Source organism: Pseudomonas sp. MF6755, from assembly GCF_016405635.1.
Lineage (GTDB): Bacteria > Pseudomonadota > Gammaproteobacteria > Pseudomonadales > Pseudomonadaceae > Aquipseudomonas > Aquipseudomonas haemolytica.
The window spans coordinates 1-18,734 of the sequence record NZ_JAEKDA010000023.1 but is presented as its reverse complement, the minus strand read 5'-3'; the positions used below and the strand labels follow the sequence as shown (position 1 = coordinate 18,734).

Genomic DNA, 18,734 nt, shown 5'->3' with positions numbered 1-18,734 from the left:
CTGGGAAGGTTGTTTCGATGATCGGTTTCTGGCTGCACTAGATAAAAATGTGGGAGGGGGCTTGCCCCCTCCCACAGTGGTAAGCGGTGCGGCCAGTTTATTGAGCGGGCCGCAACAACTGCATCTGCTGGCGATAATCATCCGTCACCTGCCGCGCCTGGCTGCTGCTGGTAATCACCCTGGGCGTAATCAACACAATCAGCTCCGTACGGTCCTTGGACTTGCTGGTATTGCCAAACAACCACCGCAACCCCGGAACCTTCCCCAGGTAAGGCACGGCGCTGACGCTCTCAGCGTTGTCCTGCTTGATCAACCCACCGAGCAACACCGTCTGCCCACTCTGCACCGCCACCTGGGTCGACACCGAGCGCGTTGAAATCCGCGGGTTCACCGGTGTGTCGCTATTGCCCACCTGGCTCTCGGCATCACTGACCTGCTGCTGGATATCCATGTACACCAAACCGCCTGGATTGATGCGCGGTACCACATCCAGAATCACCCCGGTCTGCACATATTCGACGCTGCTCAGGGTGGTGTCGGCGTCCCCCGTGTTGACGGTGGTCTGGCTGATGGGAATGTTGTCGCCCACCTGGATCTGCGCCGGCTGGTTATTCATCACCACCAGCGACGGCGCCGACAGCACCTGGGTGCGACCGTTGGTTTCCAAGGCGTGCAGGGCCACTTGCAGGTTGGCGCTGACGAAGGAATAGAACAACGAATCCGCCGCTCCCAGCCCTGCCCCGCCACCGCCTAATGCACCTTGGCTGCCGGAGGCATTGGCGACTGTGGTGCTGGTGGAATTGCCGGCCAGACGGCCGAGGTACCACTGCACGCCAAGGTCCAGTTCACCCGTGAGCTTGACCTCGAGGATGCGGGTCTCGATCTGCACTTGCAGCGGTGGATTGTCGAGGCGTTTGATCGCCGCTTCGATCTCTTTCCATTGCGCCGGGCGGGTGCGCACCAGCAGTTGGTTGCTGCTCTTTTGCGCGGTGATGCGGGTGCCCGCTTCAAGGTCGCTGGCGGGGCGCGACTGAGTGTTTTCGACGCTCGCCGATTCGGGCTCTTCGGGTACGGGCGCTGGAGCGTTGGCCTGTAGACCTGCGCGGGTGGACGAGGACAAGGTGGTGGTACGTAACCCCGGCGCAACCTTGGCGGGCGTGTCGTCCTTGATCGCGCCGTTACCGTAGATCTGCCGCAGGTATTTGGCTAAATCGGCGGCCTTCATATTGCGCACGTCGTACACATACATCTGCGGTTCGTTGCCGCCGCCCTCGTCGATAGTGCGAATCCAGTCGCCCACTTCGTTGAGGTACTGGGGTTGGGAAGATATCGCCACCACCGAGTTGGTGCGCTCGACCGGCAAGAAGCGCAGCATGCCCGCCAGGGGCGTGCCGCTGTCGGCGCCGAACATGGCTTGCAGCTCGGGCATCAGCTCGGCCACCGAGGCGCGTTGCAGGCCGAATACCGCCACCGACATGCCTTTGAGCCAGTCCACATCGAAGGTATCGATGGTGTCCTGGTAGTTGGCCAGTTCTTCCGAGGTACCGGCCAGGCTCAGCACATTACGCGCCGGGTCAACCAACAAAAAGGCGTTCTCACGGGCGAACGGCTTGAGCAGTTTCTGCATCTCGGTGGCGGAGATATAACGCAGCGGGAACAGCCGCGCCGAGAGACCGCTGGACGGTGGCGCCACGCGCATCTGCGGTACCAGCTTGCCCGCCACTGCCTGGTTGGCCGGCAGAACTACGTAGCGGTTGCCCTGCTTGATCATGGCATTGTCAGTCCAGGACAGCAGGGTCTCGAGAATCGACAGTGCCTGCTGTTTGTCCACCGGTTTGGAGGTGGAGAAGCTGACATTGCCCTTCACGCCCTCGGCGATGCTGTAGTTCTCGTGCAGCAGGTCGCCCATTACGCTGTTGATCACCGCCTCGATGGGCTGGTCGGCGAAGTTGAACACAATGTCACCGCCCTGCGCCGGCACTTTCACCGGCGCGGTGGGCTGGCGCACAAAGCCTTGATTGCCGCGAATCAACTGGCGCTGGGGCGGTGCCGGGGTCGCCGGCTGCGGGCTTTCGGCCACGGGAGCCGGGGTTGGCGGGCGTTGCGAGCCAGTGCCCTGCAGCGCTTCGTGCAGCAGGTCGGCGTCCGGGTCGAGGGTGTCGGGCAAAGATCCACAGCCGCCCAATGAGACGGCAGTGGCCAGGCAAAACAGCGAAGTGCGCATATCGATCAAGGGAGGGGCTCGCGGGGATGGGAGATCAGGGGTAACCGCTTGCCGTAGAGGCTCAGGGTCTGGGTACGCCCGTCCAGGGCGAAACGGGCGTATTGCGGGGTCAGGTGTTCCAGGCGCCAGCCGTTGGGCAGGGTCTGGCCCAGGCGCACGGTCAAGGGTGGGCCGCCGGCTTGTTTGAGCATGGCCATTTGCAGGTTACCGGTGATCATGATGCCGCTGAGGGTCAGGTTGGCCAGGCTCGCCACCCGGGTTTTGCCCACCACCCGGTCCGGGCGCCGATCAGGGCTGAACAGCGGCGCCTGCCAGGTGCTGGCGAGGTCCTGCAACGCCAGCGTAGGCGCGGCTTGCACACTGACGGAAGGCTGCGCATGCATCGGTTCTTCGGGTAACCACCGGGGTGCATCGCCGATACTGCTGAGGATCACCGCCATCAACAGCCCCAATAACCCGGCCAGGCCGAGCAAGCCCCATTCCAAAGGACGCAGTGGGCCGGTCATGGCACCACCCGTGCCGGTTGCAGGTAGCCACGCACCAGCAGTTGCACCGCCAGTTTGCCCGCCCCGCCATTGGCCGGCGCCTGTTTGCTGCGGCGAATGCGCAGCTCATCGACAAACAGAAACTGTGGCTGATATTCCAGCGCATGCAGGATCGCGGTCAGCGGTTCGATAGCGCAGTTGAGCGTGAGGCTGACCTTGACCTGGCGATAGGGCTCGCTGTCGTCCTGTTCGGTGGTGATGGGCTTGCGCTGGGTCAGGTTGCAGCCGCCGCCGAGGTTGGCGTGGCTGTTGATCAGGTCGGCGAGGCGCTGCATCAGGTCGGCGGCGACGACGTCCGGATCATCGCCAGGCAACAGGCTGGCGCTGCTGGCCGGGTCCTGCCGTGCCAGCTCAAGCTGCGCGCGCAGCGCATCGCCCTGGCGCACTACGCTGGCGTAGCGTTGCTGTTGCTCACGTAACTGTTCGGCCTGTTCGCCCATGGCCCGCAGCGGCCCGGCGAACCAGCTGTCGATCAACAGCCAGTAGGCCGCGCCGAGCACCACGGCGAGCACCAACAAGGCCGCACCGCGACGTTCACGGGGTGTGAGGGGTCGGCGCATCGGCGGCCTCCTGGCGTAAGCGGGCACGCAAGGCAAACTGGTCCTTGCCGGTGCGTGCGTCGGGTTGGATCACCCCCTCGAACTGGGCGTTGTCCAGACGGTGGCAGCCTTTGATGCGGGTGATCAAGCCACTGGCCTTGGCGCTTTGACCAGAGAAAGTCACCGCCCCCGCCTTGACGTCCAATTGGTCGAGCCAGGTGTCGGCTGGCAGGCAGGAGGTCAAGTCATTCAGCAGTGCGGCCAGGGGCGGTTGCGCCAGTTTGCGCTGGGTGAGGTACTGCGCCGCGCCACGGGTATTGAGCAGTTGCTGGCGCAGGGCGTGCACCTGGGCGACCTCGGCTTTTTGCTGCTGCACGGTGGCGTGCATGGCGTCGAGTACGCGCTGGCGGTCGTTGAGCCACAGCAGCATCGCCGCGATCAGCAAAGCGCCACACAACCACGGCAGGCTGCGCTGCAGGTGCTTTCCGGCTGGACGTTGGCGCGGGCGTAACGGCGCGGGCAGCAGGTCGATGCCCAGGCCCGCCACATCCACGCGGTGGGGATGCAGGCCGAGGGCGGCGCAGTCGCTGAGAATCGGGTCCAGGCGCTCACGCAGGATCGCCACCAGCGTCACCTCAAGGTGACTGGATGTGCGCCGCTCCTGGCGGGCCACAAAGTACAGTTGCTCGGCGTCGAATGGGGTGTAGCGGTCCAGTTCGTAGCCGACCACCTCCGTGAGGTTACGCGCGGCAGCCAAGGGCAGTTGTACGCTTTGCTGCAGCACCGCGTCGGGGGCGAGCATCAGCACCTGGCGCGCGCTGCCCGGGACCACCGGCGCCGTCAGTGGCCAATGATGGACCTGCTCAGGCGGCTCTTGAAGAGCCAGCCAACTGGGCACACAGCCGCGCAGTTCCAACAGCCACAGGCGCCAGCCTTGCTGCAACAGGCTGCCGCGCCAATGCCGGGCGATAGGTTCGAGTCGATTCATTCTTGCCACCGCACGACCCGATAGGGCTGTGCGCTGTCCTCCGCGGGGCTCAATAAGACGGTGAGTTGCAGGCGCGCCTGAGAGCCGCCGGGGCGCTCGGCGCGGCTGTCGATTTCCAGTACCTGGCCGGGGTCGGCGCCCTCGGCGTTGTGGCGCGGCAGGTTCAATGCCTTGCGCATCAAGGGGCTGGCGAATGCCGGATCGGGTCGATCGAGGTCGCTCCACAAGGTGATTTCCGGCAACAGTCGACTGTAGAGCGCCTGGGTCATACCGGGGAGTTGACGCACCTCTTCGAGCACCCGAAACGGCGCCAGGCCCTGGTGACGCCGGGCCTCGAGCGCCTTGACCAGTTGCTGGGCCTGAGCCGGTGTAGCGCCGCAGGCCAGGGCCAGACGCAGCAGGTCATCCGTGTCGGCGTTGACCAGGTACAGTTTGCCGCGCTCACTGCGCAGGCGGACCTGCAACCGGGCGTCATCGAAGGTCAGTGCGATAGCGCGCCCGTCCGCCACCCAATGCCGATCAGCCATGACTTGGGCGATGCCAGCCTCGGCGGCCAAAAGCGTCTGGGTGTGCTGGCGGTGCCACAGTGCCTGGCGACTTTCCAACTGCACCCAACCGGCCAAGCCGCCGAGCAACACGCTGAGCAAGGCCAGCACCCACAGCACCAGCAACAACGCCGCCCCGCGTTGGCGCTTCATTGTTCAAGACTCGCGCTGGACAGGTTCAGGCGCAGGGCAATCACCTGGGTAACCCACGGCAGCGGCCCGTTAACGCTGGCGTCGATGCGTACCGCTGCGGGCAACCGCTTGGGCCAGGGCCACACGCTCAACCAGCCGGTGGGCTGGCCCAATGGTGATACGCCGCGATAACTGAATTGCAGCGCCTCGACGTTGTGCAACAGCACCTGGGGCTGATCACGCAGGGCGTTGGTGTGGGACTCCAGCTGCGAGAACGCTACCTGTAAATCCTGCTCGACCCGTTGCAGGGTAAAGCGCTGGATCCCACCGCCGAGCACACCGGGTAAGGTCGCCACAAACTGCAAGCGCTCAGCCGTACCGATAAAAAAACCCTCGGCCTGGCTGTCGTCCTCAGTGATATCCAACGGCAGCGCCTCGCTGATTGCGTTGCGCAAAAACTGGTGGGCGGCGCGGGTTTCATCCAGGCTGACGGTGTAGCGCTGCGCCTTGAATACCGCCCGATTGGCTCCCAGCAACGCACCGCCCACCAACAGCAACAACACCGAGAGCAAACTGAGCACCACAAGGATTTCCAGCAAGGTAAAGCCCTGCTCGCGGCGCGTCACAGGCGTGCCTTCAAGGTGCTGAAGCGTGCCTGGTGCTGGCCTTCGCTGAGGCTCAGGTCGAGGCGAAACAGATGGGCTTGTTGCCGGGTACTGGTCAATTGCCAATGGATGCCATCGAGCTCACCTTGGCGGGTGCCAGCGCTCAGCGGGCCGGCCGCTTCCTGGTCCAGCACGGTGAGCGCGGCATGGGTGAGCCGGTCGCTGTGGGCCACTTGCGACAAAGAGCGCGCACTCTGGCCGAAGGCAACCAGCAACACGCTGCTGCACACCGCCATCAACGTCAGCGCGGCGAGCATTTCCAGTAAGGTGAAGCCGGCCTGGTGCTTCATGGCAGCGCCTTGGACTGCACGCTGCCCGTGAGCCAGCCAATGTCGATACGCCAACGTCGCGTGCCGTTGGCCAGCAGCAGGTTACCGCCAGTGGAGCTGCCATCGGGGTAGAACACCACGGCAGAGCCTGCCTGTTCGGCACTGTGCAACGTCACCTGCAACTGCGCCGGCCAGTATTGCGGCGCTCGCCCTGGCGCCTGGAACCTCAGGCCCTGAAGGTCAAACTCGGTGCGCGCCGCCTGGCCGCTGATGATCGCGCCCGCCCGAGTGGTGCGCAGCGCCTCGACCATCTGCCCGACCAGCCGACGTTCCTGGGCCACCTGCAGCCCCTGGCGCACACCGAATGCCAGCAACCCAGCCGCGATGCCGATCAATACCAGGACCACCAGCATCTCCAGCAGGGTAAAGCCGCGCTGGGCCACGGGCGGGTTATTCCCAGTTGCCCAAGTCGGCACTGTAGCCCTCGCCGCCCGGTTGACCGTCCTGGCCGTAGAAGATCAGGTCGAAAGCGCCGTGCTCACCGGGGAAGCGATAGCCGAAGCCGTGGCCGAACGGGTCTTTCAACTCCGACGGCTTGGCATAGGGGCCAGCCCAACTGGAGGCATTGGCCGGCTTGTCCAGCAGCTGTTGCAGGGTGTTGGGCGGCGCACCCACATCCAGGGCGTAGCTGTCGATCTTCATGCTCAAGCTCGCCAGTTGCGCCTTGCCCGCGCCGTATTTGCCTTTGTCCACATTGCCGCCGACCTGGCGCACCACAATGGTCGCGACGATGCCCAGCAGCACGATCACCGCCAGCATTTCCAGCAGGGTGAAGCCGCGTTGGCGGCGTCTGGTTCTCATCCGTTCAGCTCCTTTAATGTTCATATATGGCTGGTGAGGCTCATCAGCGGCAGCATGATCGCGAGCATGATCACGGCCACCAGCACGGCCATGACCACGGTCAGGGACGGCACCAGCGCAGCGAGCAGGCGGTCGATTGCGCGCTTGGCTTCGATGTCGAAGATGTCGGCAACCTTGAGCAGCATGTTGTCCAGTTCACCGGCTTGTTCGCCGACTTCGATCATTTGCAGGGCCAGCTCCGGCAGCAGCGGCTGGCGGCCAAATGCATCGGCCAGGGTGCCGCCGCCTTTGACCCGTTGCGCCGCCAGCGCCACTTGCGCCTGCAGTGCACGGTTGCTGCAGACCTGCCGGGCGATAACCAATGCGGGCAGCAACGCCACGCCATTGCTGAGCAAGGTGCCGAGGGTGCGGGTCAGGCGTGCGGCTTGCACCCGTTGCAGCAGCGGGCCGATCACGCGGATGCCCAGCAGGCGCCGGTCGCAGCGCTCGCGGCGGCTGGGGTCGCGCAGGCGCGCTGCCAGGACCCATGCACTGATCGACAACCCGGCCAACAGCACCAGGCCATAGGCCCCCAGAAACTCGCCTAGCCCGAGGATCACTTGGGTGATCAGCGGAATCGGCACGCCCAGGTCCTGAAAAATCGGCACGAATTGCGGCACCACATAAGCCAGCAACAGCGCCAGCGAACCCAATACGCCGACCACCAGGAACGCCGGGTAGATCAGCGCGTTGATCACCTCGCCACGCAGTAACTGGCTGCGCTCCAAATAGTCGGTGAGCTGGCGCAGAGTAGCTTCCAGTGCCCCACCCGCTTCACCGGCGCGCACCATGCTCAGGTACAGCGGGGAAAACGTGCCGCCCTCCTCCTCCAACGCAGCCGACAGCGGCTTGCCGGCCTTGACGTGGTCGCGGATGCGCTCGATCAACGCCCGCACCTGGGGTTGGCCGGGCTGCTTGAGCAGCAGCCCCAGCGAGCGTTCAAGGGGCTGGCCGGCGCCGAGCAGCGTGGCCAGTTGCTGGGTGAAACTCACCAGCGCGGCGCCCTTCAACTGCCCGCGTGTTTTGCGCAACAAGGGGCTGCCCGCCGTTTCGATGTGCAGCAACAACCAACCACGCTTGTGCAAAGCGGCGACCGCGGCGGCCCGGTCAGTGGCTTGCAGCGTGCCGCTCTGGGCGACGCCCTGGCTGTCCAGGGCGCGGAACTTGAATAGGCTCACGCGTCCTCTCCACGGGTCACGCGCAGCACTTCTTCCAGAGACGTGACACCTGCCAGCGCCTGGCGCAAACCGTCTTCATACAAGGTGCGCAAACCGGCGCGGCGGGCGGCCTGTTCAAGGGTGGCGGCATCGGCGTGGCGCATCAGCAGGCCGCGCAACTCGTCGTTCATCACCAGCAGTTCGGTGAGCGCGCTGCGGCCGTGATAATCACCTCGGTAGAGCAGGATCGGGCGCTGCTCGGTCAAGCGATCCAGGCCATGCTCCTTGATCAATTGCGGCGATGCTTGGAACGCCACACGCGTGGCCGGGTCCAGGCGTCGCACCAGGCGCTGGGCGAGGATGCCGCTGACGGTGGAGGCAATCAGGTAGCTTTCCACACCCATGTCGAGCAAGCGCGTGATGCTCGCCGCGGCGCTGTTGGTGTGCAGGGTTGAAAGGACCAAGTGGCCGGTGAGAGAGGACTGTACGGCGATGCGGCAGGTTTCCAGGTCGCGGATTTCGCCGATCATGATCACGTCCGGATCCTGACGCACGATGGCGCGCAGCACCCCGGCAAAGTCCAGGCCGATGGCCGGCTTGACCTGGATCTGGTTGATGCCCTCAAGCTGGTATTCCACCGGGTCTTCCACGGTGATGATCTTGCGCTCGCTGGTGTTGAGCCGCGACAAGGCGGTGTAGAGCGTGGTGGTTTTACCCGAGCCGGTGGGCCCGGTGACCAGCAGGATGCCGTGGGGCCGCTCGAGCAGGTCGAGGAAGGCCGCCAGGCGCTGGCCGTCGAAGCCCAGGCTGGGAAAGTCGAACTGCACGGTTTGCCGGTCCAACAGGCGCATCACCACCGACTCGCCAAAACTGGTGGGCACCGTGGACACGCGCAAGTCCAGCTCCTTGCCCTGAATGCGCAGCATGATGCGCCCGTCCTGGGGCAAGCGCCGTTCGGCAATGTCCAGGCGCGCCATGATCTTCACCCGCGAGATTACCGCCGCTGAGGAGCTGGCAGGCGGTGCTTCGGCGTCGTGCAGCACGCCGTCGATGCGGTAGCGCACCTTGAGCTGGTTTTCGAACGGTTCGATATGGATGTCCGAAGCGCGCTGTTCCACCGCGCGCTGCAGGATCAGGTTGACCAGGCGAATCACCGGCGCTTCGGACGCCATGTCCTTGAGGTGCTCGATATCCTCGAGGGCGCCGCCCTGCTCATCGAGGTTTTCGATCAAGGTGCCCATGGCGGAACGGCCCTGGCCGTAATAGCGCTCGATCAATGCATCGACTTCATTGCGCGGGCCGATGGCCAGCCACACCGGCACCTGACAGGCGTAGGCCAGGGCCTGGAACGGATACAACTGCGCCGGGTTGGCCGCCAGCACGCGCAATCCACCCTCGTCCCAGCCAATGGGCACGACTTGGTAGTGACGCATAAAGCGTTCGGTCAAGACGGGCAATGGGTCGAGCAGCGGCGGCGCGGCGTCGGCCAGCAGCAACGGCGCGTCGAGCAAGTCAGCCCAGGCGCGAGCCAGTTCGACTTCGGACACCAAGCCCAAGCGCGTCAGCAAACCCAGCAGGTCGCGAGGGTCATTGGACAGGCGTTGGGCGCGTTCAAGATCCAGGGTTTTCAGCCCGGCGTGCTGCATCAGCCACGCGCATACCTGATCGGTGTGCGGTATCTGCACATGGCAGGCATCGATGGGCGTTGAAGACATAATTTGAAGTGTCTAGTTGCGAGAAAGTATGGCTATTTGGAACTATCGAACACTACCCATGCAGTGCCATTAGTTCGCCACGCCGCAGTCGGAGTTAACTGGGTTAATCGACTGGAAGTTCTAGTGCTAGTTCCGGGATGAGGGGTAATAATATGAAATACTGTACTGCGACTTAAGTGAAGAGGGGGCAGATTTGGCTTCGCCCCCTCCTTTGGGAAAAACCGCTTACCGCTTTGTCGCCAATACAAAACGGTGCACAAGTCCACCAAACACGCCGCCCAGTAAAGGCACCAACCAGAATACCCACAACTGGGAAACCGCCCAACCACCCTGGAAAACTGCCACGCCCGTACTGCGCGCCGGGTTAACCGATGTATTGCTCACTGGAATACTGATCAGATGGATCAACACCAAAGCGAGCCCGATAGCAAGCGGCGCAAAACCTGCCGGTGCCTTTTTATCGGTAACGCCCAGGATGATCAGCAAGAAGAACGCAGTGAGTACAAACTCGGTGACAACGACTGATAGAAATGAAAAGCCAGCGGGTGAATGCTCGCCATAACCATTGGTAGCAAAACCGGCTGACACGTCAAACCCTGGCTTGCCGCTTGCGATCAAATACAACACCCCGGCAGCTGCAATAGCGCCAAGCACCTGCGTGACGATATAGGGCGCCACTTCCTTACAGCCGATGCGCCCGCCAGCCAATAAACCAAGGGTCACAGCCGAGTTGAAATGCCCCCCGGAAATATGACCGACCGCGTAGGCCATGGTTAATACCGTCAAGCCAAATGCCAATGCCACCCCTACAAAACCAATACCCAGCTCAGGGAATGCAGCAGCCAGCACGGCACTGCCACAACCGCCCAGTACCAGCCAGAACGTGCCCAAGAACTCGGCGGCAAGACGCTTTATCATCAGGAAACTCCTTATCAGGCTTAAAGAGGCCGAGCCTAACAAGCGAGTATCGGGGCTGGATGTGGGAAATTTCCTCAGTAAAACCGACTAACCAAAAGCTGTGCCCGTCGTGCAGGATGCTTTCGAAGAAAAAGCATGCATTCCAGACATGAAAAAGCCCCGGCAATGCCGAGGCCTGATGAATATGTTTGGTATTTCTATCGAATCACTTCTGCGCGGCGTGATTTGCCGTTACTGAGGTACGCCCGCCTTGGCGATCAACTCACGCAACCGGAAATCCTTAGGTTCAAACACATCGAGGAGCCCGATCGCCTTCAGAGCGGGTAGAGATTGAATAATTTCTCGCTCCGCTAGCAGTTGATCATCCTTGCTCGCCGTCGAATCACTCCAAACGCGTACGTTTGCCAAAAAGGCACCGACCGTCCCCTTACGTACGGTCACTCCGTCAAATGTTGCTTCGTTTGTGTCGTCGGCAAGAACGTCTTCGGCACGCATATCAATCTCCGCAGTTGGGCTGCTGTTACGTCTGTGACTTTCGCAGGAGAGTCATGCCGACAATAGCGCACTTATTTCGCGCTGGCATTTAAATGAAATTCAAGCCATATCCTGCCGGGCCCTACCACTGAAACCAGAGCAAACCCGGCGCCTGGCCGGGTTCGTTGATCGACAAGTCTTCAGTTGTCAGGGTGCTCGCTCGCTACTGAATCGGCAGCGTCTACGTCCGACATATCTTCCTCCAGAGGTGCCTCGTCGTCCGGTGGCGACGGGATGTTATCTTCATCACGCTTTGGATCACGACCTGTCTCGTTGTCCGTGCCGCGCGTTACTGCCTGCTGTGAAATATTGCCTGGGGCGTTCTCGTTGATTTCCATGCTGGCTCTCCGTTCTCACGCCCGGGATATCCGCGCTTAAAGATGGGAGTCGGCTGGTCGCAGTGAGTGCCGAGTAGTGGACGAACGGCGAAAAGCCAAAAGCCCGGTCGAGTGCCGAGGCTCGTAAAGTGTTACACATCAGGTTCGAGCCAAAAGCGGCAGCTAGGCGGGCGGGACACTTTCGATATACTCGGTAGATAACCGGAGTAAACAGGAATGGACCCCAGATGAAATACCTAGCGATCCTCATAGCTTTTGCAACTCTCGGCGCTTGTTCGGCGTACAGCCCCGGACAAAGCGACCCTGACATCAAGGTTGGCGGCTTCCAAATCAGCTGCGATGCAGTGCCGGCAAATCAGCCTGGCTGCTATTCGGCACCACCTTCTAAGAAACCTTCAGAGAAAATCAACTTGCAGCCTGATAGAAGCTGACTCCATAGAGCCGAACTAAACGAGGCTTTCTCTAGGAAATAAATAGCCCACTCACCGACGCCATCAAGAAATCCCTATCGATGCTTGGCTTCAGCGCCGACGAGATCGAACGCCTGGCCGAACTCAAACGGATCAAGTCCGACAGCGTGTCGCAGATCAGCGAATACTGGCGCCGCAACATGGAAGCTGACAACAACAAGCGATCAAACGGCCGCTGTTCACCATTATTCTGGCAATGAGCAGTGAGCGGGCACACCTGTACAAGAAAGCGGGAAAGGATGGGCAGAAGATCGCAGGCCATGCGAGCGAGGGCATGACCAAAAACTACCAGCGAGACCACGAGAAAATCATCTGGCCCGAGGCAATTACGGACCTGAATATCAGTGAAATCACCGGGTAGTTTTGCGCAGCCACAAAAAAGCCGATCTACCTGATCGGCTTAAGTGTCTGATTTTACTCAGGAATAATGGTCGGGACGGAGTGATTCGAACACTCTACCCCTAGCACCCCATAAAGGTGAATCACAATCCAATCCAGTCTAAACAATTCCAGGAACAAGGCCTAAAGCACTGTATTTACTAGGCCAATACAGTTTACACAGTCCAACCGCTTCCGATAGTATTCTACCAAAGCCAGCGAGAAACGGTGACCCAACGGTGACCATCTGGAGCCTGGCCTTTCTGGGGAAGCGAAAGTGGCGACGATCACCGACAAACAGATGAACGCAAAACCAGCCAAACCTACCTGGCTGATCGAGGATGCTCCTCGCGGCTGCGGCCGATTCATGGCACGTCTTCGCCCAGATGGCGAACGCCTGTTTTACTTCAGGTATACCGACACCAGCGGTGGAAGAGTGTTTCTGCCCATAGGTGCATATGACGCCACTGGCACTGATGGACTTACCCTCAAGGAAGCAAGAACTAAAGCTGGAGAGTGGTCACGCCTCTACCAAAGTGGAACTCGCAACTTACGTGAACATCTGGATGCCGAGGAAGCTGCCCGTATCGCAGCCCGAGATGGTGAATTGGCACGACTCACCGCCGAGAAAGCAGAAGCCGAAGCCGAGCAAGCTCGCCAGGCGGCACGCAAGACTGTTACCGACCTATTCGAGCACTGGGCTAAGGTTGATCTCATCAACCGCAAGGACAAGGGTGCAGAGGCTCGTCGGATGTTTGAAAAGGACGTTCTGCCCTTCTTGGGCGACTTGGCTGTCGCTGATGTGAAAAAGGGTCATATCACCGAGGTGACAGATGCCCTCCTCGCTCGCGGTGTAAACCGTATGGCCAAGATGGTTTTTTCGCTTATGCGTCAAATGTTCCGCTTTGCCGTAGACCGCGACCTTATTGAGCACGATCCCAGTGCCAGTATCCGCAAAGCTAAGATAGGCGGCAAAGATACTGAACGCGACCGAGTACTGAGTGATGACGAAATCAAGCTGCTTGCTAAGAAAGCCCCTGATGCAGGACTGCTAGTCACCACCGAAGCTGCAATCTGGATTGCCCTATCGACCTGCTGTCGAATTGGTGAGCTCCTGAGCGCCCGATGGGAGCATATCGATCTAGAGCAAAGCACTTGGCTGATTCCGTCCGAGAATAGTAAAAACGGCAAACCGCACAGCATCACCCTTTCAGACTTTGCCATTAGCCACTTCAAGCGCGTAAAGCAGATTAATAGCCTGTCACCTTGGTGCTACCCGAACACCTACATAACTGACCATGTATGCCCTAAAACGGTAACCAAGCAGCTGGGAGATCGCCAGCGCCTTCCGGAACAAGGCTCCATGAGCCGACGTAGCGCCAAAGCCCAAGCACTGTTGCTACCAGGCGGAAAGTGGACGCCTCACGACCTGCGGCGTACAGGCGCGACGATTATGACTGCTATTGGCGTGCTTCCTGAAGTGGCTGAACGTTGCCTCAACCACACAGAGGAAAATAAGGTAAAACGCATATATCAGCGTCATAGCTATGCTAAAGAAATGGCGGAGGCTTGGGAAGTTCTCGGCAAACATTTATCCGGCCTGATATAGACAACCACTCCAACCGCCCAGAGAAAAGACTAGCAGCGCTACACAAGGACACTATTACAAATGAAAAACAAAGAGTTTGTTATATCAGTAACTGAATTTCTTGAGGAGCACAGCATCTCCGAAAGTGAATTCAAAAACAGAATCGAAAAGCTGCAGATTTCCCTTTTATGCCGCCGCCCTAGAAATGTTGCAGTTCACGTATCAGGCTCGGCTATCGTCGCAGGTTCAGATGAGCTACAAACAGCACAAAGCCTATTTAAGCGGCATAGGGGCACACCTTTCAGCGAAGAGCACGATTACCACGCAATTGTAGAATCCAACATTAAATTCTTCTCCATACCCCCCTCTGAGTGGGCTGAAATTATAGATTACGGAGAAATCCTAAAGGATAATTTTAGCTGTGCCTTTATCAGCAGCATCAAAGAAGGACTTTCAGTAATTTCGGCGATTGAACAACTAAAAGCACAATTAAAACCCTATCCATCCCTTGTGGTTGACGCAGGATTTTTTGTGACTAACCGAAAAAGCAACCAGCCACAAGAAGAAAAAATTACCGCCGCGGAAATACTAATTAAAAAAGAAGACACTCAAAAAATCCTTAATGAAGGAATGGAGGAGAGCCGCTACAGTCAAAAAATGGAATGGATGTCAGAGGATCTTGCAATCCTGAACGAAGCATCAGATAGATTCATCAAAAAAGAAAAAATCACCTCAATCGATCAAAAAAAAGAACTTATCGAAAAAATAAAAGACTGGCTAAAATCTAGATTCAGCCTCAGAGGCGGAGATCTTCTAGATCAGGCGGCTTATGCAATACTTCCAGACAGGCTCTATGAGTATACACCAATTGAAAAGCCAGGCAATGAAATCATCAAAGAATATCCTTCCCATGCCTCAATCTCGTTGATTATGATAAACGAGGCGGCAAAGCTTTTCTGGAAACAAAGCCAAGAAAGCACCAAAAAATATCACCCCAAAAAGGAAACAATTAAAAACCATTTGTGCGATGAGTGCGGGCTAACAGTAAAGCTTGCCGTAGCAGCTGCCAGTATTATCAGCTTAAAGCCTAGAAAGTAATCAAAAAGGCTTTCTACACAGAACCATTAGGCGCCGCCTGAGCAGGACATGAACGTCTAGGGCGCCCTCTCTTCATAGTTTTCAGCTTTGGCATATTTCCCCTGAAAAATGACCTGCCACTATCAGCAGAGAGCCGTACCCAATAGTCCACTTTCGTAAGATATGACGCCACCCTATTCTTCAAAGCGCTTACCCTGTCCAGCTGATTAAAACTAATCATACCTATTCCAAGATATTTATATTTATCCTTTACTGCATTACAATTGAAATAGCGCCCTGATCCTGCCGTAATTGAGTCCCGCCAATACTCACCAACCATTCTAGCCAAAACCCCATCCTGGCGATGATTTGATCCATTATAAAAAAGCAACAAATGAAAATGAAACCCCTTTAGCTGTCCATATTCCAGCTTACAAGCAAACCCTAACAACCCATCAACTGGAATGCCCTTGTGTAGATCTTTCTGCATTTTTGCCCAATGTACCTTTACCTTACTAACATCGCCATAAAAATCCTCACGACCACTTACAAAGCCTGACTGATAAGACAAATCAACACGCACAACAAGCATCCTAGAGTGCTTGGCGAAAAGAGCGTCTATATAACCTTCCAAGCTGTTAACTCGCTTAACGGACGCTTTACGGAATCGTTTCAAAACGGCTTTAAAAGCATCACTGGCCAGCTCCAGCCGCACAAACTCTACGAGATCATTCATTCTAACTGAAAAAGCCTCAGCGGCTCCATTGCGTAAATCCCGCCAGACTCTGAGCGAATGAAGCTCATCGACTCGATCAACACATCTGAAAAAAACCTCCACATAAGGATTAACTACATGACAGGGGAAGTACTGTTCAAGCATTCCCTTTCCCCTCTTCAGTTTGTCAACAAAATAGCGACCAAGCCTCTCAGCCTTAACCTTTACCCCGTAAAGTTGATGAGTATAAGAAGAGAACAAAAAGCCCTTACTATCAGCAAGCTCACACATTAATTTCTCAATAGAACGCAACTCCAACACCAAGCTTTCCTCTACCCTTAAAACAGGAAGCCCTCCGACCTCCTCAACCATTAGATCTAACGACCCTCCATTATCGATCCAATCAACTTCATCTATCACTCACTGATTCCTCAAGAAGCCAGCAACATGGCTTTGGGGGGGCCATGCTGCTGACAAATGATCAGTTGACATCACAACCGTCAACTATTGCACCATCAACTTATCTAACTAATTAACTAGACATCAAACAACTGATTTAATTAAACCAAACTACAAACCCAACAATCTAATTAAATAGTAATACATAATCAAGCAATAACCACCTTGAACATGCTTCCTATAAAACCTAGACAAACAAACCAACACAACTCGTAAACAACTAACGCCAAATATCAAAAACAACCCAAAGAGTTAGTACCCCGAAAAGAGACTAGCATCATCTACAAACCACCCTGCCAAGGACAGAGATCAACATAAATAGTTTTGTCCCCAGGATAATTCAAAATCCGGATAGCACTGTTATTTACCAGTCGCAAAAGAACATGCTCAAGAGCAGCTTTCTTTCTAAACTTCCCAGGCCCGCATTGCAAAATATAATTTTTTTTAACAAAACGCTTACCCACCTTACGAAAACTATCAAGCCAGCAATTTAATTCCTGCTCTTCATCGTTCTCTTTAGAGTTCTCCCCAAACAACTTTATAAAATCATTGGAGTACCATTTAGCAAGATCCGTTGCCGCCTGCAAGGTTGACATCGAAATATCACCCTCAAACCCTTCAAAACAATGAAGCAATGCAGCCAACCTAGAAATAACCTCAACTAACTTTGAACCATGATCACCTAGCCCATACAGTATTCCACCTGCACACATCCTTGACTCAATATCATTCGCAATCTCTACCCAAAGCCGAGCCGCTTCGGAGTCGAATCCGATCACTTCTTTTTCTTTTTTATTTCCTCTGAAACAAATAAGATCCATCTCAAGAAAGTGCTCCAACCGCGAGGCAAATTGTGTTTGATGATACCAGGACGGTACGTGAGTGCTTACATATCTAGTCCCCTGTGTTGAAGCCGGGCGACAGATTAGAAAGCGCGCCCACAAACCAGATCCCCTAGACACCCCGCCTTTATGAGCCATGTACTTCGAAAATACGCTCTCCTGGACCATAAGAGAGACTGTCAGCCGTGCGTCAACAAGTTTAAAGCTTTCCGCCGTCTTACGATCAATTGTGATTGAGTCACCACTCCAAATCGCATTTTGCTTTGAAAGGTCATTAAAGGCGCGCCCTTCTAAAACACCTCCACCTTCACTTGAAATCAAACCAGCCGCAGGTAAATTTTCGTACATCCCATGAAACAAAGCCTCAGAGGTTGAGTCCTCATACAAGATCTTAAATTCTTTTGGCTTAGCTGGGGCTTCTTTCTCTAAAGCCAATAGAACCTTCTCCTCTTCGTCAGCAGAAAGCCCTTTTGATGCTTTTTTCATAATCGCTTTTAATACTCCGTTACGTCGAACCATCCAGGTATCGTACTTAACTTTCCACACCGACTGACTCTCCTTCACCTCCTCGCCCTGTTTAGCCTGAAAGGCCCTAATCGGCTTCAAAAAAACATTCTCAACCGTTGACTTCCTTTCACCCGAGTCAGCAATAGCCAGAAGCATCAGCGAGGTCGGAGCGACCTGGCCATTGGGTTTACGAATATCTACAAGGCCCTGCAAGACAACAGAGATTGCAGTTAGGGCCGCATTTTGAATCAATCCCCGCGGAGCCTGAATATTAGCTTGAGCCTCATTTATTGCTGCATCCAGCAAGGGAAATTGCGACAAACTCGGATATGAATCATCTCCGAAATTAGACTTATTTGCGCTATTTCTGAAATAGTTAAAATACATAGCTCACCCAAAAATACAACAAACAACATTAAGAAACTGCAGCAGACATAACGCCCGCCATTGACCATTGATTCTGCCTAGACAGCCTCACACACTCTTCCACCCACAAATTTATTTCACTCTCAATCCAACGCACAGATGTTTTCCCGACACGTATCTGCTTTGGGAATTTCGCATCATAATGACGCGAGGCCACATTTAGCTTGTTATAAATAGTTGACCTTGAAAGACCCGTTCGCGTTAAAACATCTCTCAAGCGAAGCATAACCAACGCTTCTGATTTTTCATTAAACATCATTACACCCGTTAGGACTGGACGAGGCAATCCTATAAGCAGCAACTCAAATCTCAAAGAACGTGAGCGTAACGCTTGCTAACGTTACGCCTTAGAACATGCCACTTTGAAAGCAATTCTGTCTCGCGCCTCAAAATAGAATGTATCTCCCCTTAGCCAGTACTATTCCAGCTATTAATAGCAAAAATAGCTGCCCTTAACGCCAAACCTCACATTCAGATTCCGCCCACAACGTCCCTCCCTGGGATGTTGTTTTGGCAAGCCTCATTCAAAAAAATCTCAGACCTATATCACCTAGATGAACGCTCAGCGATGAGCGCGTCATTCAGCATTTCTGCGTGATACGTGGACTCAGCAAACAGAGAGGAATCATTTATGTACACCCCGTGCCCGAGCTGCAATTCAGGACGAGTGGTTACTAAAAATATCGGTAAACAAACGGGTGGATTAATTGGTGCGGCAGGCGGTGTGGCCAGCGGTGCCGCCGGCGCCCTTTCAGGCGCAGAAGCCGGCGCGGTGCTGGGAGTAGTCGGCGGGCCGGTGGGAA

Annotated in this window: 19 protein-coding genes and 2 pseudogenes; 4 read left to right on the top strand and 17 right to left on the bottom strand. The window is 56.6% G+C overall.

From position 1 onward, the window contains the following. Window positions 1–97: 97 nt before the first annotated feature. From gspD to JFT66_RS25790, 14 genes are all read right to left on the bottom strand, one after another. On the bottom strand, window positions 98–2,224 hold the full coding sequence (gene gspD / locus JFT66_RS25855; RefSeq protein WP_198860429.1) for a type II secretion system secretin GspD: 2,127 nt from the start codon (window positions 2,222–2,224) through the stop codon (window positions 98–100). Window positions 2,225–2,229: 5 nt separating this feature from the next. Further along, complete coding sequence (locus JFT66_RS25850; RefSeq protein WP_034120534.1) at window positions 2,230–2,730, bottom strand: general secretion pathway protein GspN; 501 nt, start codon at window positions 2,728–2,730, stop codon at window positions 2,230–2,232. After that, window positions 2,727–3,329, bottom strand: coding sequence for a type II secretion system protein GspM (gene gspM / locus JFT66_RS25845; protein ID WP_034120535.1), 603 nt, complete (start codon window positions 3,327–3,329; stop codon window positions 2,727–2,729). The genes JFT66_RS25850 and gspM overlap by 4 nt, the downstream gene beginning before the upstream one ends. Next, window positions 3,304–4,296 carry a PilN domain-containing protein gene (locus tag JFT66_RS25840; RefSeq protein ID WP_034120536.1) on the bottom strand — a complete coding sequence of 331 codons (993 nt, stop codon included), beginning with the start codon at window positions 4,294–4,296 and terminating at the stop codon, window positions 3,304–3,306. The genes gspM and JFT66_RS25840 overlap by 26 nt, the downstream gene beginning before the upstream one ends. After that, on the bottom strand, window positions 4,293–4,994 hold the full coding sequence (locus JFT66_RS25835; RefSeq protein ID WP_034120537.1) for a hypothetical protein: 702 nt from the start codon (window positions 4,992–4,994) through the stop codon (window positions 4,293–4,295). The genes JFT66_RS25840 and JFT66_RS25835 overlap by 4 nt, the downstream gene beginning before the upstream one ends. Beyond that, window positions 4,991–5,599 carry a prepilin-type N-terminal cleavage/methylation domain-containing protein gene (locus JFT66_RS25830; protein ID WP_034120540.1) on the bottom strand — a complete coding sequence of 203 codons (609 nt, stop codon included), beginning with the start codon at window positions 5,597–5,599 and terminating at the stop codon, window positions 4,991–4,993. Before JFT66_RS25830 ends, JFT66_RS25835 begins: the two co-directional genes overlap by 4 nt. Further along, window positions 5,596–5,928 carry a type II secretion system protein gene (locus JFT66_RS25825; RefSeq protein WP_198860400.1) on the bottom strand — a complete coding sequence of 111 codons (333 nt, stop codon included), beginning with the start codon at window positions 5,926–5,928 and terminating at the stop codon, window positions 5,596–5,598. Before JFT66_RS25825 ends, JFT66_RS25830 begins: the two co-directional genes overlap by 4 nt. Then, on the bottom strand, window positions 5,925–6,350 hold the full coding sequence (locus JFT66_RS25820; protein WP_034120543.1) for a GspH/FimT family pseudopilin: 426 nt from the start codon (window positions 6,348–6,350) through the stop codon (window positions 5,925–5,927). Before JFT66_RS25820 ends, JFT66_RS25825 begins: the two co-directional genes overlap by 4 nt. A 7-nt stretch (window positions 6,351–6,357) precedes the next feature. Continuing rightward, complete coding sequence (gspG, locus tag JFT66_RS25815; protein ID WP_152612369.1) at window positions 6,358–6,768, bottom strand: type II secretion system major pseudopilin GspG; 411 nt, start codon at window positions 6,766–6,768, stop codon at window positions 6,358–6,360. A gap of 20 nt (window positions 6,769–6,788) precedes the next feature. Then, complete coding sequence (gene gspF, locus JFT66_RS25810; protein WP_198860399.1) at window positions 6,789–7,985, bottom strand: type II secretion system inner membrane protein GspF; 1,197 nt, start codon at window positions 7,983–7,985, stop codon at window positions 6,789–6,791. Continuing rightward, complete coding sequence (gspE, locus tag JFT66_RS25805; protein ID WP_198860398.1) at window positions 7,982–9,679, bottom strand: type II secretion system ATPase GspE; 1,698 nt, start codon at window positions 9,677–9,679, stop codon at window positions 7,982–7,984. Before gspE ends, gspF begins: the two co-directional genes overlap by 4 nt. Window positions 9,680–9,904: 225 nt before the next feature. Further along, window positions 9,905–10,597, bottom strand: a complete 693-nt coding sequence (aqpZ, locus tag JFT66_RS25800; RefSeq protein WP_198860397.1) for an aquaporin Z — start codon at window positions 10,595–10,597, stop codon at window positions 9,905–9,907. Window positions 10,598–10,828: 231 nt separating this feature from the next. Next, a complete protein-coding gene (locus tag JFT66_RS25795; RefSeq protein WP_153837976.1) occupies window positions 10,829–11,092 on the bottom strand; it encodes a DUF7709 family protein in 264 nt (87 codons plus the stop codon). 179 nt (window positions 11,093–11,271) lie between these two features. Next, window positions 11,272–11,469, bottom strand: a complete 198-nt coding sequence (locus tag JFT66_RS25790; protein WP_198860396.1) for a hypothetical protein — start codon at window positions 11,467–11,469, stop codon at window positions 11,272–11,274. A gap of 532 nt (window positions 11,470–12,001) precedes the next feature. Between JFT66_RS25790 and JFT66_RS25785 the strand changes: the two are divergent. From JFT66_RS25785 to JFT66_RS25775, 4 genes and pseudogenes are all read left to right on the top strand, one after another. Further along, window positions 12,002–12,150: pseudogene (locus tag JFT66_RS25785) on the top strand (siphovirus Gp157 family protein); the annotation flags it as partial. A 3-nt stretch (window positions 12,151–12,153) separates the two neighbouring features. After that, window positions 12,154–12,300: pseudogene (locus tag JFT66_RS29950) on the top strand (integrase); the annotation flags it as partial. Window positions 12,301–12,594: 294 nt separating this feature from the next. Next, entirely contained in the window at window positions 12,595–13,926 is a 1,332-nt protein-coding gene (locus tag JFT66_RS25780; RefSeq protein WP_198860394.1) for a tyrosine-type recombinase/integrase, read from the top strand. 60 nt (window positions 13,927–13,986) lie between these two features. Then, window positions 13,987–15,003, top strand: a complete 1,017-nt coding sequence (locus tag JFT66_RS25775) for a hypothetical protein (protein WP_073844916.1) — start codon at window positions 13,987–13,989, stop codon at window positions 15,001–15,003. Between the two features lie 13 nt (window positions 15,004–15,016). On the opposite strand, the gene JFT66_RS30100 is transcribed toward JFT66_RS25775, so the two are convergent. The 3 genes from JFT66_RS30100 to JFT66_RS25760 all read right to left on the bottom strand — a co-directional run bounded on the left by JFT66_RS30100 (window position 15,017) and on the right by JFT66_RS25760 (window position 18,157). After that, window positions 15,017–16,117 carry a YagK/YfjJ domain-containing protein gene (locus tag JFT66_RS30100; protein ID WP_143192539.1) on the bottom strand — a complete coding sequence of 367 codons (1,101 nt, stop codon included), beginning with the start codon at window positions 16,115–16,117 and terminating at the stop codon, window positions 15,017–15,019. A 320-nt stretch (window positions 16,118–16,437) separates the two neighbouring features. Further along, window positions 16,438–17,892: a YfjI family protein gene (locus tag JFT66_RS25765; RefSeq protein WP_050587205.1), complete on the bottom strand. Its 1,455-nt coding sequence runs from the start codon at window positions 17,890–17,892 to the stop codon at window positions 16,438–16,440. A 28-nt stretch (window positions 17,893–17,920) separates the two neighbouring features. Next, a complete protein-coding gene (locus tag JFT66_RS25760; protein WP_073844924.1) occupies window positions 17,921–18,157 on the bottom strand; it encodes a helix-turn-helix transcriptional regulator in 237 nt (78 codons plus the stop codon). Window positions 18,158–18,734 lie beyond the last annotated feature (577 nt).